12 protein-coding genes and 1 other RNA gene are annotated in these 14,913 nt (G+C 68.8%); 10 read left to right on the top strand and 3 right to left on the bottom strand.

The window, feature by feature from the left end; all coding sequences use genetic code 11:
- Positions 1 to 32: 32 nt before the first annotated feature.
- The gene (locus JI739_RS17930) at positions 33 to 1,676 is read right to left on the bottom strand and encodes an NAD(P)/FAD-dependent oxidoreductase (protein ID WP_201685305.1); all 1,644 of its coding nucleotides are present in this window, start codon (positions 1,674 to 1,676) and stop codon (positions 33 to 35) included.
- 94 nt (positions 1,677 to 1,770) lie between these two features.
- The gene (locus JI739_RS17925) at positions 1,771 to 2,472 is read right to left on the bottom strand and encodes an RNA pseudouridine synthase (protein WP_201685304.1); all 702 of its coding nucleotides are present in this window, start codon (positions 2,470 to 2,472) and stop codon (positions 1,771 to 1,773) included.
- A gap of 55 nt (positions 2,473 to 2,527) precedes the next feature.
- Here JI739_RS17925 and rnpB point away from each other — a divergent pair.
- Positions 2,528 to 2,886: RNase P RNA component class A (rnpB, locus tag JI739_RS17920), an RNA gene on the top strand.
- 1 nt (position 2,887) lies between these two features.
- Here the strand turns inward: rnpB and JI739_RS17915 are convergent.
- Positions 2,888 to 4,522: an MBL fold metallo-hydrolase gene (locus JI739_RS17915; RefSeq protein ID WP_201685303.1), complete on the bottom strand. Its 1,635-nt coding sequence runs from the start codon at positions 4,520 to 4,522 to the stop codon at positions 2,888 to 2,890.
- A gap of 39 nt (positions 4,523 to 4,561) precedes the next feature.
- Here JI739_RS17915 and dapF point away from each other — a divergent pair, with 39 nt between their 5' ends.
- The 9 genes from dapF (at position 4,562) to hslU (ending at position 14,644) form a co-directional block, all read left to right on the top strand.
- Positions 4,562 to 5,422 (top strand): diaminopimelate epimerase, encoded by an 861-nt coding sequence (gene dapF, locus JI739_RS17910; protein ID WP_201685302.1) that lies wholly within the window; start codon positions 4,562 to 4,564, stop codon positions 5,420 to 5,422.
- A 20-nt stretch (positions 5,423 to 5,442) separates the two neighbouring features.
- Positions 5,443 to 6,120: a DUF484 family protein gene (locus JI739_RS17905; RefSeq protein ID WP_236589836.1), complete on the top strand. Its 678-nt coding sequence runs from the start codon at positions 5,443 to 5,445 to the stop codon at positions 6,118 to 6,120.
- Positions 6,120 to 7,046 (top strand): tyrosine recombinase XerC, encoded by a 927-nt coding sequence (locus JI739_RS17900; RefSeq protein ID WP_201685300.1) that lies wholly within the window; start codon positions 6,120 to 6,122, stop codon positions 7,044 to 7,046. The genes JI739_RS17905 and JI739_RS17900 overlap by 1 nt, the downstream gene beginning before the upstream one ends.
- 21 nt (positions 7,047 to 7,067) lie before the next feature.
- Positions 7,068 to 8,249, top strand: coding sequence for a class I SAM-dependent rRNA methyltransferase (locus JI739_RS17895; RefSeq protein ID WP_201685299.1), 1,182 nt, complete (start codon positions 7,068 to 7,070; stop codon positions 8,247 to 8,249).
- Between the two features lie 112 nt (positions 8,250 to 8,361).
- Positions 8,362 to 9,426 carry a CobW family GTP-binding protein gene (locus JI739_RS17890; protein ID WP_201685298.1) on the top strand — a complete coding sequence of 355 codons (1,065 nt, stop codon included), beginning with the start codon at positions 8,362 to 8,364 and terminating at the stop codon, positions 9,424 to 9,426.
- Positions 9,427 to 10,000: 574 nt separating this feature from the next.
- A complete protein-coding gene (gene dksA / locus JI739_RS24870) occupies positions 10,001 to 10,723 on the top strand; it encodes an RNA polymerase-binding protein DksA (RefSeq protein WP_435531620.1) in 723 nt (240 codons plus the stop codon).
- Between the two features lie 59 nt (positions 10,724 to 10,782).
- The gene (locus JI739_RS17880) at positions 10,783 to 12,585 is read left to right on the top strand and encodes an STAS domain-containing protein (protein ID WP_201685297.1); all 1,803 of its coding nucleotides are present in this window, start codon (positions 10,783 to 10,785) and stop codon (positions 12,583 to 12,585) included.
- 65 nt (positions 12,586 to 12,650) lie between these two features.
- Complete coding sequence (hslV, locus tag JI739_RS17875) at positions 12,651 to 13,208, top strand: ATP-dependent protease subunit HslV (RefSeq protein ID WP_201685296.1); 558 nt, start codon at positions 12,651 to 12,653, stop codon at positions 13,206 to 13,208.
- 125 nt (positions 13,209 to 13,333) lie between these two features.
- Positions 13,334 to 14,644 carry an ATP-dependent protease ATPase subunit HslU gene (hslU, locus tag JI739_RS17870; protein WP_201685295.1) on the top strand — a complete coding sequence of 437 codons (1,311 nt, stop codon included), beginning with the start codon at positions 13,334 to 13,336 and terminating at the stop codon, positions 14,642 to 14,644.
- Positions 14,645 to 14,913 lie beyond the last annotated feature (269 nt).

Raw genomic sequence — 14,913 nt, 5'->3', positions numbered from 1 at the left:
AAAGCCGCCGACCAGGCGGCTTTTTTCGTGTGCTATGCCGCGAGCGACCGCGCCACGGCCTCGCCCACCTTGATGCCATCCACACCCGCCGACAGGATGCCCCCGGCATAGCCGGCGCCCTCGCCGGCGGGGTACAGCCCGCGCACGTTCAGGCTCTGGAAATCCTCGCCACGGGTGATGCGCACCGGGGACGAGGTGCGAGTCTCCACCCCGGTGAGCACCGCGTCGTGGCGGTCGAAGCCGCGGATCTTTCGGCCGAAGGCGGGCAGCGCCTCGCGCAGCGCCTCGATGGCATAGGGCGGCAGGCTGGGATGCAGGTCGCCAAGCTTCACGCCGGGCTTGTACGAGGGCAGCACATCGCCGAAGTCGACGGAGGGCCGCCCGGCGATGAAGTCCCCCACCAGCTGGCCCGGAGCGTCGTAGCTGGAGCCGCCGAGCACGAAGGCGCGCGACTCCAGTTCGCGCTGCAGCCGCACGCCGGCGAGCGGATCGGCACCCGGGTAGTCGCGCGGCTCGATGGCCACCACCATGCCCGCGTTGGCATTGCGCTCGTTGCGCGAGTACTGGCTCATGCCGTTGGTCACGACCCGGCCCGGCTCGGAGGTCGCCGCCACCACGGTGCCGCCGGGGCACATGCAGAAGCTGTAGACGGCCCGGCCGTTGCTCGCGTGGTGGACCAGCTTGTAGTCGGCCGCACCCAGTAGCGGGTGGCCCGCGTGGCGCCCCCAGCGGGCCCGGTCGATCATCCCCTGCGGGTGCTCGATGCGAAAGCCGACAGAAAAGGGCTTGGCCTCCAGGTACACGCCGCGCTCGTGCAGCTGCTCGAAGGTATCGCGCGAGCTGTGGCCGAGGGCCAGCACCACATGGTCGGTGCGCAGCTCGTGCGCCTGGCCGCTCGCGAGGTCTTGCACCACCAGGCCGCGCAGCTGGCGTCCCTGGGCGCCGTCATCGATCAGGAAATCGGTCACGCGTTGCTGGAAACGCACCTCGCCGCCCAGGGCGATGATCTGCTCGCGCAGGTTCTCCACCACCTTCACCAGCTTGAAGGTGCCGATGTGGGGGTGGGCCACGTAGAGGATCTCCTCGGGTGCGCCGGCCTGCACGAACTCTGCCATCACCTTGCGCCCCAGGTAGCGTGGGTCCTTGATCTGGCTGTACAGCTTGCCGTCCGAGAAAGTGCCGGCGCCACCCTCGCCGAATTGCACGTTGCTCTCGGGCTGCAGCTCGCGCTTGCGCCACAGCCCCCAGGTGTCCTTGGTGCGCTGGCGCACGGTCTTGCCCCGCTCCAGGACGATCGGCCGCAGGCCCATCTGCGCAAGCACCAGGGCCGCGAAGATGCCGCAGGGGCCGAACCCGATCACCACGGGTCGCGGATCGGGTGCGGAGCTCGCCTGTACCGGCGGGCGCCAGGCCATGTCCGGCGTCGCTGCCACATGCGGCCGACCGGCCAGGCGGGCCAGCAAGCCGGCCTCGGCCGAGGGGTCGGCCAGCTCCACGTCGATGATGAAGACGGCCACAAGCTCGGCCTTGCGGGCGTCGAAGCTGCGCTTGAAAACCTCCACGCGGGTGAGCGCGTTGGCAGGCAGGCCCAGCAAGGCGCTGGCGGCCGCCCGCAGGGCGGGCTCGGGCTGCTCGGCTTGCGACAGCGGCAGCTTGATTTCTGAAAGGCGGATCATGGGTCTTGCGGGCCGTGTTTATCGGGCCAGAGACAGTCGGAAAGGCCGGCATTATCCCGGCGCCGGCTTGCCCCGTCGCGCCGGCCGGATTCGCTCAAAAGCGTTCGTGAGGAAGCAGCGTCCGCCACTGCCCCTGCGGCAGTCCCGCCAGCGGCACCCGCCCCAGTCGCAGGCGGCGCAGCTGCACAAGCTGCAGGCCGACCTGGGCGCACATCCAACCCACATGGACCGGGTCCAGCCCTTTGATGGCCAAGCGCAGGCGCTGCTCGCTTTGCCAGCTCGCGCGGATGGGCGGCAGCGGCTGCCCCCGCAGCACCAGGCCGTGCGAGAGGCGGGCGAGCCCGCCTTCGGCGAGATGCCCGGTCACGTCCACCAGCAGCTCCTGCTCGACGAAGTTGGCGTCCTGGGTGAGCTTGCGCAGCACGCGGCGATCCTGGCTGTACACCGCCAGTCCACCCGCACCGGGCGGCAGGGGCATCAACGGCTGCAACTGGCGCAACTGGCTGGGCGTGACGCGCGGGCCGCTGTCGGATGCCCACCGCTGCTCCGGTGGGGGCAGGACGGGGTCGGCGCCGGCGGGCTGGTGCAGCAGCAGCGTCAGCGGCGCCAGTGCGAGCAGGCTCGCACCGGCATCGAGGCTCACCGCCTGTCCCGGCCGCACGCGCTCCTGCGGCTGGTCCGTGATGACGCCATCGACCCGAACCCAGCCGCCCTCGATGTAGCGCTCGGCATCGGCTCGCGAGCAGGGCACCAGCGCGGCAACGCGCTTGGAAAGGCGAACGGCTTCTTCGGTCATGGGCAGGTGAGTGGGCTGGCAGGCGGTGTGGGGCGGCCGGCGATAATCGCCCCGTGAAGCACGCCAGACCGCCGCTGGTGCAAGCTGAAAAGCCGACGCTTGCGTCGGGCCGAAAGGCCGCACCGGAGGAACGTCCGGACTGCACAGGGCAGCGTAGCAGGTAACACCTGTCCACCGTGAGGTGAGGATCAGAGCAACAGAGACGAGTCGGTGGCATGCCGCAAGGTGGCCGCCGGGTGAAACGGGCAATCTCTACGCGCAGCAATACCAAGTAGGCCAGCGTTGACCTGTGTCCCGGGGAGCTGGCGGGTAGGTAGCACCGAGCCGCTTCGGCGACGAGCGGCCCAGAGGAATGGCGGTCACGTCACGGGCAACCGTGGCGCACAGAATCCGGCGTATCGGCGGGCTTCACAACTCATTCACCCGCAGCGAGGCCTTGCAGCCGCTGCACATGCGCCTGCAGCGAGCGTCGGGCCACCGGCCAAAGGCGTTCGGGTGTGTCGTCGTACACCAGGGGCAGCCAGTCGTCCAGGGTGCCCTCCGGCAAGGCCCGCATGGCTGCGGCCACCTTGGCTTCGCGCTGCAGCCGGTGCCGCTTCAATGTCGCGATCGCCTGCTGCGCAAACCCCAGCACGTGGCCATGCGCCGGCAGGATGAATTCCACGCCCTGCCGTTCGCACAAGGCCGATAGGCGATCCAGCGAGTCGAGGTAGGCGCCCATGTGGCCGTCCGGCGGGTTCACCACCGTCGTGCTGCCGTTGAGGATGTGGTCGCCCGAGAACAGCAGCGCGTCTTCTTCGAGCAGCAGGCAGAGGTGGTTGGCGGCATGGCCAGGCGTGTGGATCGCCTGCAGCGTGTGCGTACGGCCGTTGCCTTCGAGGCACAGGCGTTCGCCGTCGCCGAGGATGCGGTCCGGCTCGAAGGCCGAATGCGGCTCGGCGGTGGGTGCCGACGGCAAGCCCCAGATCGGGGCCGGGCCGGGGCAGCGCGCCTGCAGCGGCCGGGCGGCCGGCGAATGGTCCGGGTGGGAGTGCGTGCAGGCGATCCAGCGGATGTCGCCCTGCGTCGCGGCCAGGATGCGTTCGATATGCGCCGCATCGCTGGGCCCGGGATCGATCACGCCCCAGCCGCAGTCCGCGTCACCGACCAGGTAGGTATTGGTGCCCGGGCCGGTCATCATGCCCCGGTTGCCCGCCGTGAGGCGCAGCAGGTGCCTGAGCAGCGGCACCGGCTTGTCGTGCTGCCAGTCGAGCGCATGCAGGATCTGGCCGTCGGGGCAGACCAGCGCCAGTTCGCCGTAGGCGGCTTCGTGCTCCATGAACCGCGCCTCACGCCCGCCCAGCCAACCCGCACGCGGGCAGCTGGTCCACAAGGGCTGGCCGCTGGCGCAGGCCTGCAGCAGGGAGTCGACACGGTCGAAAGCGGCCAGCCGCTCCAGCGTGCGGATGGTGGGGAAGATCATCGAAAACTGCCCGGCCTGGTGCCGTGCCAGCGCCTCGGCCGGGCGCACCCACAGCGGCTCGAACTGCTCGGCCTCGTCGGCCACCGGCTCCTGCCCCTCGGGCATCCGCGCCACCAGGAACGGCACCTCGAAGCGCTTGGCCATGTCGCGGTCGGTGGTCCAGTGGGCGAGCACGAACACCTCGTCGGCCGCCAGGCGCCAGCCGCGGGTGCGGCACTGCTCGAGCAAGGACGCGTGGCGGTCGAGCCCGGTGAGGTCCGCGCCGCCGACGGGCCGGCCGTCCCCGGTGCGGGCCAGCAGCACGCCCAGCTCCTCGAAGCATTCGCGAATGGCGGCGATCGCCTGGGTCAGGGCCACCCCCTGCTGGCCGTCACGGTGCGTGGCGAGCGCATGCGCGGCGGCGTCGGCCGTATCGATGGCACCGCCGGGAAAGACGTAGGCGCCGGGGGCGAAGCTGGCGGTGGCCGAGCGCCGCGTCATCAGCAGTTCGGGGCCGGCGGACGTGTCACGCATCAGGAGCACGGTGGCCGCGGCGCGCGGCGGCGCCGGTTCTCGCGGGGGGTGCAGCAGTTGGGTGGGGCGGACCATCGGCGGATTATGCGAAGCCAGGGCGGATAATCGCCGCCCATGCGAATCCGCTTCACCAAGATGCAGGGCGCCGGTAACGATTTCGTGGTGCTGGACGAAACCCGCGCACCGCTGAACCTCACCACCGCGCAGTACCGGTGGCTGGCCGACCGGCACTTCGGCGTGGGCGCGGACCAGATCCTCTCGGTGCGGCCGTCGCCCGCACCGGGCATCGACTTCGAATACGTGATCCACAACGCCGACGGCGGCGAGGTGGAGCACTGCGGCAATGGCGCACGTTGCTTCGTGCGCTTCGTGCGCGAGCGCGGCCTCACCGACAAGTCCACGGTGCGCGTGCGCACGGTGAACCAGGTGCTGGAGCTGCGCATGCTGCCCGATGGCCGGGTCACGGTCGACATGGGCGCGCCGGTGTTCGAGCTGCCGCAGGTTCCGTTCGACCCGCGGGGCCTGGACCCGCAAGCGCACGGCGACTGGGCCCGCTGGCCGCTGCCGTTGCCGGACGGGCGGCAGGTGCCGGCCGCGGTGTTGTCCATGGGCAATCCGCATGCGGTGCTGGAAGTCGACGATGCCGAGCGCGCGCCGGTTGCCCAGCTGGGCCCGCTCGTCGAGGCACACCCGGCGTTTCCGCGGCGGGTCAACGTCGGTTTCATGCAGGTGCGTTCCCGCGACGCCATCACGCTGCGGGTGTGGGAGCGCGGCGCCGGCGAAACGCTGGCCTGCGGCACGGGTGCGTGCGCCGCCGTCGTGGCGGGCATCCGCCTGGGCCGGCTCGATTCGCGGGTCGAGGTCCAGACCCGCGGCGGCGTGCTCACGATCGAGTGGCGGGGCATCGGCAGCCCGGTGCTCATGACCGGCCCCGCGGCCACGGTTTTCGAAGGTGAAGTTGAGATACCGCTATGACGAACTTGGGCTCCCCCGACATGAACCCCATCACCGAGGACGACATCGCCAACTACCTGGCGAACACGCCCGACTTCTTCATGCGCCACGCCGAGCTGCTGGCGAGCGTGCAGTTGACCAGCCCGCACGGCAACCGCGCGGTGAGCCTGCAGGAGCGGCAGGCCGAGATGCTGCGCGAAAAGATCAAGGCGCTCGAAGCCCGCATCATGGAAATGGTGCGCAATGGCAACGAGAACATGATCATTGCCGACCGGCTGCAGCGCTGGGCACGCCAGCTGCTGCTGGTGCGCTCCACCGTCGCGCTACCGGCCACCATCGCCGCCGAGATCCGCAGCCAGTTCATGGTGCCCCAGGTGGCGATCAAGGTCTGGGACGTGGATGGCCGCTACGCGCAGGAGCCGTTCGCGATCGAGGTGAGTGATGACGCGCGCACCTTCGCCACCTCGCTCACGCAGCCCTATTGCGGCGTCAATTCCGGCTTCGAGGCCGTGGGCTGGCTCGAGGACCCCTCCATGGCCATGTCGGTGGCGCTGATTCCGTTGCGCGAAGGCGCCGCCACCGGCACCGCCCCCGCGTTCGGCATGCTGGTGCTGGCATCGCCCGACCCCCAGCGTTTTTCCAGCGGCATGGGCACCGATTTCCTCGAGCGCATCGCGGAACTCGCCAGCGCCGCCCTGTCGCGCCTGCGCCTGGAGTGATGGACGCCGGCGCCGCCCTCGTCGAGCGCTACCTGGAGCATGTGCGCGTCGAAAAGCGTCTGGCCGAGCGCACCGTGGAGCTCTACGCGCTCGACCTGCGCAAGCTGCAGGCCGGGGCCGAGGCCGCCGGCGTGCCGCTGCTGCAGGTGCAGGCGGCGCACGTGCGCCGCTGGGTGGCCCAGATGCACGGCGCCGGCCGCAGCGGGCGGGGCATCGCGCTGATCCTGTCCGGTTGGCGTGGCTTCTATACCTGGCTGGGCCGCGAGGGACTGGTGAACGCCAATCCCGTCGTCGACGTGCGTGCGCCGCGTGCGCCGCGGCCGCTGCCCAAGGCCTTGAGCGTCGACGATTCGGTGCGACTGGCCAGCTTCCACCGGGAAGACCAGGATCCCTGGACCGAAGCACGCGATGCCGCCATCGTGGAACTGCTGTACGGCTGCGGCTTGCGCGTGGGTGAACTGGTGGGGCTGGACCTGCAGGCCAGTGCGCAGGCGCGCGGGTGGATCGACCTGGACGCCGCCGACGCCCACGTGCTGGGCAAGGGCGCCAAGCGGCGCAGCGTGCCGGTGGGCGCGCAGGCACTGGCCGCGCTCAAGGCGTGGATCGCCGCACGCGGCCAGGCACTGGAGCCGGCGCTCTTCCTCAACACCCGTGGCCGGCGGCTCTCGGCCCATGGCGTCTGGACGCTGCTGCGCCGGCGCAGCCTGCTGGCCGGCTTGGCGACCCCGGTGCATCCGCACATGCTGAGGCACTCGTTCGCCAGCCATGTGCTGCAGTCCAGCGCCGATCTTCGCGGCGTGCAGGAGCTGTTGGGCCACGCGCACATCGCCACGACCCAGGTCTACACGCGGCTGGATTTCCAGCACCTGGCCCAGGCCTACGACGCGGCCCATCCGCGCGCCCGGCGCAAGGGCGGGGCGGGGTGATCCGCGCATGAGGTCCACGCCATGAAAGTCATTCGCCTGCGCGAGGGCAAGGAGCGCTCGCTGCAGCGCCACCACCCCTGGATCTTCGAGTCCGCCATCGCCAAGGGCGGCGGCGATGCCGGGGAGACCGTGCGCGTCGAGGCGCACGACGGCCGCTTCCTGGCCTGGGCCGCCTTCAGTCCGGCCTCGCGCATCCGGGCCCGCGCCTGGAGCTTCGACGCCGGCCAGCGCATCGATGCGGCGTTCTTCGCCGAGCGCATCGCGCGCGCCGTCCAGGCCCGCCAGTGCCTGGACATCGCCAGTGACGGCTTGCGGCTCGTGCATGGGGAATCCGATGGCCTGCCCGGGCTGGTGGTCGACCGCTACGGCGACACGCTGGTCGCGCAGTTCCTGGCCACCGGGGTCGAGCGCTGGAAGCCGGTGCTGGTCGACGCGCTGCTGGCCGTCACCGGGCTGTCGCGCCTTTACGAGCGCTCCGACGCGAGTACGCGGCAACTCGAAGGGCTGCCGTCGGCCACGGGCTGGCTGCGTGGCTCGGGCGACACCGAGCTGACGATCCACGAACACGACTGGCGCCTCACGCTGGACATCGCCACCGGGCACAAGACCGGGTTCTACCTGGACCAGCGCGACAACCGGCTCAAGTTCAGCCGGCACGTGCGCCGCCTGGGGGCTCGCCGCGTGCTCAACTGCTTCTGTTACACAGGCGGCTTCACGGTGGCTGCTTTGGCCGGGGGTGCCGACGAGGTGTGTTCCATCGACTCGTCCGCCCCGGCCCTGGCGCGGGCCGAGGCCCACGTGAACGGCAACGGCTTCGAGCCGGCACGGGCCGAGTTCCTCGATGCCGACGTCAATGCCAGCCTGCGGCGCTTCATCGACGAAGGCCGTCGCTTCGACGCCATCGTGCTCGACCCGCCCAAGTTCGCCCCGACCGCCGCGCATGCCGAACGCGCCGCGCGCGCCTACAAGGACATCAACCGGCTGGCGCTCAAGCTGCTGGAGCCGGGTGGACTCCTCTTCACCTTTTCCTGCTCGGGCGGCATTCCGTTCGACCTGTTCCACAAGATCGTCGCCTCGGCGGGCATCGACGCCGGGGCCGACGCCTTCGTGGTCGAGCGCCTGGGCGGCGCGCCCGACCACCCCATGACGCTGTTCTTCCCGGAGGGCGAGTACCTCAAGGGACTGGCCCTGCTGCGAAGGTAGCGCGGCATTCGCGGGCGCGGACCGTCGGCAGGCATGGTCTTAGGGCTTGCTCGGGTCCCGCCCTGGGGCAGGACCATTACACTCCCGCACCTTTGAAGTTCCGAGCGCGACCATGAGTCTCATTCCAGCCACCATCCTCACCGGCTTCCTGGGGTCGGGAAAGACCACGCTGCTCAAGCGCGTGCTCAGCGAGTCCCATGGCCACAAGATCGCCGTCATCGAGAACGAATTCGGCGAAGAGAACATCGACAGCGACATCCTGGTCAGCGACACCGAAGAGCAGATCGTCCAGATGAGCAACGGATGCATCTGCTGCACCATCCGCGAGGACCTGCGCGCCACGCTGCAACTGCTGGCCGCCAAGAAGCGCAAGGGCCTGCTGGACTTCGAGCGGGTGGTGATCGAGACCACCGGCCTGGCCGACCCCGGCCCGGTCGCCCAGACCTTCTTCATGGACGATGAGATCGCCGAGACTTTCCTGCTCGACTCGATCCTCACGCTGGTCGATGCCAAGCACGCGGCCCAGCAGCTGAACGACCGGCAGGAAGCGCGGCGGCAAGTGGGCTTCGCCGACCAGATCTTCGTCAGCAAGACCGACCTGGTGCCCGCGGAAGAGACCGAGGCGCTCATGCACCGCCTCAAGCACATGAACCCGCGCGCGCCGCAGATGGCGGTCCACTTCGGCGAGGTGCCGCTGGAGCGGGTGTTCGACCTGCGAGGCTTCAACCTCAACGCCAAGCTCGAGATCGATCCGGACTTCCTCAAGGAAGAAGAGCACGGGCACGAACACCACGACCACGACCACGACCACGAGCACGGCGAGCACTGCTCGCATCCCTCGCATGCGCACGAGGGACATGGCCATCACCACCACCACGACGACGACGTCAAGAGTTTCGTCTTCAAGTCCGACCGGCCGTTCGATCCCGCCCGCCTGGAAGATTTCCTGGGCGCGGTGGTGAACATCTACGGCCCGCGGATGCTGCGCTACAAGGGCGTGCTCTACATGGTCGGGATGGATCGCAAGGTGATCTTCCAGGGGGTGCACCAGCTCATGGGCAGCGACCTGGGGCCGCAGTGGCGCGAGGATGAACCCTTGCAAAGCAAGATGGTCTTCATAGGACTGGACTTGCCCAAGGACATTTTCCTGCAGGGCCTGCAGCAGTGCCTGGTCTGATGAGGCGCCATGCTTGTCTCGCTTGCGCAACTGATGGGAATTCCGTCGCCGCAGCCTGCAGGAAAGGCCGAGCTAGACAGCAAAGCGGGTATAACTCGGCCCGATGCTGGCTGCCCCACCCCGACCACTAGGTCGGCGGGCAGTCTCCGGCGGCCCACGGGGGGCCGCAGCCCCGAGGAGGCAGGAAGTGAAGCCGCAACCCAAGGCCGCCGCAAAGGCGCAGAAACCGGCCCTCAAGGCCAAGCCCGTCAAGACCGCTGCGCGGGCCGGCGCGGCGGCCGGGAAAGTCGCCGCCAGGTCTGCCGTGACCAAGGGGTCAGCCACCGCCCGCACGCCCGCCAAGCCCACGACGGCCAAATCGACGGCCAGATCGACGGGCAAGATCGCTGCCAAAGCGCTCTCGACCCGCACCGTCAAGGCGGCCCCACCTTCGACGGCCAAGTCGCCGGCCAGGAAGACCGCTGCGCCCGCCAAGTCCACACCGCCCCAGTCCGCCAAGAAGTCCCCTCAGCAGAAGATCACTGCGAAAGCCGCCTCCATTCCCACCAAGAAAAAAACAGCGGCACCCCAGCGGGTGCCCTCCGTCGCCAGCCCGGTATCCGCCGCGCCGGCCGTCGCCGCGGTGCCGCAGGCCCGTGTTCCATCCACCCCCGCAGCTGCCGCCATGCCGGCTCGGCCGGCGAATCCCTCCATCCCGCCTCGGTCCACCCGGCCGTCGGCGCGGCTGGCGCAGATCACCGTGCCTTCGATGGCGCAATCGGTCGCCTCCACGGCGCCCAAGGCCAGCTATATCCAGACCCCGAGTTCCCCCGTGCTTAAAACGCCTCCCCCCGCCCAGGTCAAGAAAGACCCCAAGCTCGCCAACAACTGGAAGACCAAGAGCGTCGACGAGCTGACCGATGCCGAAGTTCTGGCCATGCCCGACTCGGAGTACATGAACGAGAAACAGATGGCGTATTTCCGGCGCAAGCTGGAGGTGCTCAAGCGCGACATCCTGGCGAACGCGGGTGAGACGACCGAGCACCTGCGCGAAGACACCGTGATCGTTCCTGATCCGGCCGATCGCGCCACCATCGAGGAAGAGCATGCGCTCGAGCTGCGCACCCGCGACCGGGAGCGCAAGCTGCTCAAGAAGATCGAGCAGTCCATCGTCCGGATCGACAGCGGCGACTACGGCTATTGCGACGAGACCGGCGAGCCGATCGGCGTCGGCAGGCTGCTGGCACGCCCCACCGCCACGCTTTCCCTCGAGGCCCAGCAGCGCCGCGAGCTCAAGCAGAAGATGTTCGGGGACTGACATGGTCCTCCACCCCCGAAGTGTCTTCGCCGACCTGGGCTGAGACCAGGCGCTGCTCCATGGCTGATCCCAAGGGCGACAACCCCAGCCTCTTCGCCAAGGTCATCAAGTTCGTCCGCAGCCCCGCGACGAGCTGGGGCGGGCTCGACCTCCCCGAGGAATCGCAGGACAGCGGCTACAACAAGCAGTTGCTCAAGGAGATGATCGAGCGCAAGCGGCGCAACGACTTCGTGCGCCGCCGTGAGTTCGACGTCCTGCGCAAGCTCCGCCGCAACGAGGCGGTGGTCGGGCACGACGCGGCGGCTCGGCCGTCGTTCTTCCACAGCTCGATGCCCTCGCGGCCGGACGATCGTGCCAGCACGCTCAAGAAGATCGACGAGATCGAGGCGCAGATGTCTCAGCAGTGGTGGAAGACCAAGAGCGTCGACCCCACCGTGACGGACGGCCTCAATACCGGCTCCGCCACGCTGGTGTCGCCGTCTCCCGCCGCGGCTGCGCGCGCTGCCTTCACCCCCTCGGACCGCGAGGCCCTGGCCACTGCGCACCGGCCGCCCAACGGCTTCACGGCCGCCCTGCCGCTGGCATCGCAAGACCTGCGCCCGCCGCTGTCGACCACCAAGCAGACATCGACCGACTGGAACTTCGACACGCTGCCTTCCGGCGGCGACGAGGATCCCGCCGCACCCGCCGTCCCTTCGGCAACCGAATCCTTTCCTTCCTTCAGCGTGATGTCGATGGGCTCGGCCGTGGCCGCTATCGAGGTCGACGAATTCGTCCACGACGCGCAGTTGGAGGACGCGGCCATCCGCTTCGCCCATGGCGACGATGCCGGTGCCGAAGCGGCCCTGCGCGAGCTGCTGCAGTCCGGCGGATCCCGCGAGCAGCACGAAGACACCTGGCTGGCCTTGTTCGACCTGTACCGCGCCACAGGCCAGCAAGGGCGTTTCGACGAGGCAGCGCTCGAATTCGTCAATCGGTTCGGCCGCTCGGCGCCGCAGTGGCTGTCCTTGCCCCAGCTGGCCAGTCGGCCGCCACCGCCTGCCGGCGCGGCCGCGCCGGCAGCCGCCCGCCCGCCCGAATGGGCCTGCCCGCCCGTGCTGGCGCCGCAGACGCTGGTGGCGCTGCAGAACCACCTGGCTCGCGCGACGCAGCCCTGGCGCTTGTCCTGGAGCCGGTTGAACCGGATCGAGCCCCAGGCGCTGGAAGCCCTGACCCGGCTGTTCACCCAATGGGCCTCCCAGGCGGTGCGGCTGCACTTCGTCGATGCCGAGAAGCTCGATGCCCTGCTGCGCCAGCACACGGTGTCCGGCGACCGCAACGCCGGCGCCGGCTGGTGGAAGCTGCGCATGGAGGTGCTGCGGGTCATGCACCGACCCGACGAGTTCGAGCTGGTTGCGCTGGACTACTGCGTCACCTTCGAGGTGTCGCCGCCGTCGTGGGAATCGCCGCGCTGTCACTGCCGAAGCTCCACGGCCGACGGCACGGAAACCGGCGTGATCAGCAGCTTCATCGAAGCCTTCGGCGACTCGTCCGTCTCGGCTTCGCTCGGCTTCGGCGATACCGCCGTGTCCTCGCGCATGCACCGGCCCGTGCGCGCCGAGCTCACCGGCATCCTTCATGGCGACGCCGCGATCGCGCTCGATCGGCTGAGCCAGGTGTTACCGGGCGAACTCCTGGTGATCTCCTGCGCACGGCTGTTGCGTGTCGATTTCGCGGCCGCCGGCAGCCTCTTGAACTGGGCCACGGCCCGGCATTCGGAGGGTTGTTCGCTTCAGTTCACCGACGTCCACCGCCTGCTGGCGCCTTTCTTCGGCGTGGTGGGCATCCCCGCGGCGGCACGTATCGCCGTCCGGCGCGACTAGGCTGCACCGCGGCGTTGAATCGCCGCGGTGCTTGCATTCATCGATCCCATCCCCACATCGCCCCGATGGAACAGTTTCATGGCACGACCATCGTCAGCGTGCGCCGCAGGAATGCGGATGGCAGCTGGCAGGTGGCGATCGGCGGTGACGGCCAGGTCACCTTGGGCAACGTGGTGGTCAAGGGCTCCGCGCGCAAGGTGCGCCGGCTCTACCACGACAAGGTGCTGGCGGGCTTCGCCGGTGCCACCGCGGATGCGTTCACGTTGTTCGAACGCTTCGAGGGCAAGCTGGAAAAGCACCAGGGCCACCTGGTACGCGCCGCCATCGAGCTGACCAAGGATTGGCGTACCGATCGCGTGCTGCGCCGCCTCGAAGCCATGCTGGCGGTCGCCGACAAGGAGGCCTCGCTCATCATCACCGGCAACGGTGACGTGCTCGAGCCCGAGCACGGCATCGTCGCGATCGGCTCCGGCGGGGCATACGCCCAAGCCGCGGCCCGGGCCCTGCTCGAGCACACCGAACTGCCGGCGCGCGACATCGTGAAGAAATCTCTAGAGATCGCCGGCGAGTTGTGCATCTATACGAACATGCATCACACGGTGGAGGAACTGAGTCAGGGGTGAGGGTCTGGGGGCTAGGGTAGGCACCGGGTGGGTGTACATCAACCCCTCGACTCCGGCCCCGCTCCGTCGGTCTTCTCTCCTCCGCTGGCGCCCAGCCTCCAACCCTATTCCCTTCTCTCCGCCCCATGTCCTCCATGACCCCCCAGGAAATCGTTTCCGAACTCGACCGGCACATCGTGGGCCAGCAGCAGGCCAAGCGGGCCGTGGCCATCGCCTTGCGCAACCGCTGGCGGCGCCAGCAGGTGGACGAGAAGCTGCGGCCTGAAATCACGCCCAAGAACATTCTGATGATCGGGCCGACCGGCGTCGGCAAGACCGAGATCGCACGGCGGCTGGCCCGGCTGGCCGATGCGCCGTTCATCAAGGTCGAGGCGACCAAGTTCACCGAAGTCGGCTACGTCGGCAAGGATGTCGATTCCATCATTCGCGACCTCGCCGAGATGGCCGTCAAGGAAACCCGCGTGGCCGAAATGCGCAAGGTGCGCACCCGGGCCGAAGACGCGGCCGAGGAGCGGGTGCTCGACGCCTTGCTGCCGGGCTCCGGCGGCGCGGCGGACAACCCCACCCGGCAGGCGTTTCGCAAGAAGCTGCGCGAGGGCCAGCTCAATGACAAGGAGATCGAGATCGAGCTCGCCGAGTCCAAGCCGCAGCTGGAGATCATGGGGCCGGCAGGCATGGAGGAAATGGCCGAGCAACTGCGCGGGGTGTTCAGCCAGCTCGGCGGCACCCGCCGCAAGTCTCGCAAGTTGAAGATCCATGAGGCCCTGCGCCAGCTCATCGACGAGGAAGCCGCCCGGCTGGTGAACGAGGACGAGATCCGCGCCCAGGCGGTGCACAACGCCGAACAGAACGGCATCGTCTTCATCGACGAGATCGACAAGGTCACTTCGCGCAGTGACGGCGGCAGCACCGCCGATGTCTCGCGCCAGGGCGTGCAGCGCGACCTGCTGCCCCTGGTGGAGGGGACGACCGTGTCCACCAAGTACGGGCCCATCAAGACCGACCACATCCTGTTCATCGCGAGCGGGGCGTTCCACCTGTCCAAGCCCAGCGACCTGATCCCCGAACTGCAGGGTCGCCTGCCGATCCGCGTGGAGCTCACCTCGCTCTCGGTGCAGGACTTCGAGGCCATCCTCACCCAGACCCATGCGTCGCTGGTCAAGCAGTACCAGGCCTTGCTGGCCACCGAAGGCGTGACACTGGAGTTCGCGCCGGATGGGATCACCCGCCTGGCCAGCATCGCCTACGAGGTCAACGAACGCACCGAGAACATCGGCGCGCGGCGCCTGTCCACGGTGATGGAGCGCCTGCTCGACGAGATCAGCTTCGACGCCGCTCACCTGAGCGGCCAGAGCATCACCATCGATGCGGCCTACGTGGACGCCCGCCTGGCTGAACTCAGCCGCGACGAAGACCTCTCCCGCTACATTCTTTGAAGCGGTTGGGCGACCGGCGGACCCCGCCGGCTTCGCCGCCGCCACGGCCGCATCTCCAGCGGCCGCTGTTACCTCTCCTCACGCACTACTTTCAGTGCCACTTCTAAGTGGTTCATCCTGAACGCTATTTTGCGTCCGGGAACTGGAAAAACTCGTCCTAAGTCATTGATTCCATTGGTTTTTTTGGTGACTCGACGATAGGCGCCGCAGAGTTTTCCTGATAAAGTGGGAGTAAGTGCAGTTTGGTGGGAAAAAGTGTCCTTTTCCTG

Origin of the sequence: Ramlibacter aurantiacus (assembly GCF_016722895.1) — a bacterium.
Lineage (GTDB): Bacteria > Pseudomonadota > Gammaproteobacteria > Burkholderiales > Burkholderiaceae_C > Ramlibacter > Ramlibacter aurantiacus.
The sequence above is the reverse complement of the archived record's forward strand: the minus strand, read 5'-3'. Positions and strand labels throughout refer to the sequence as shown.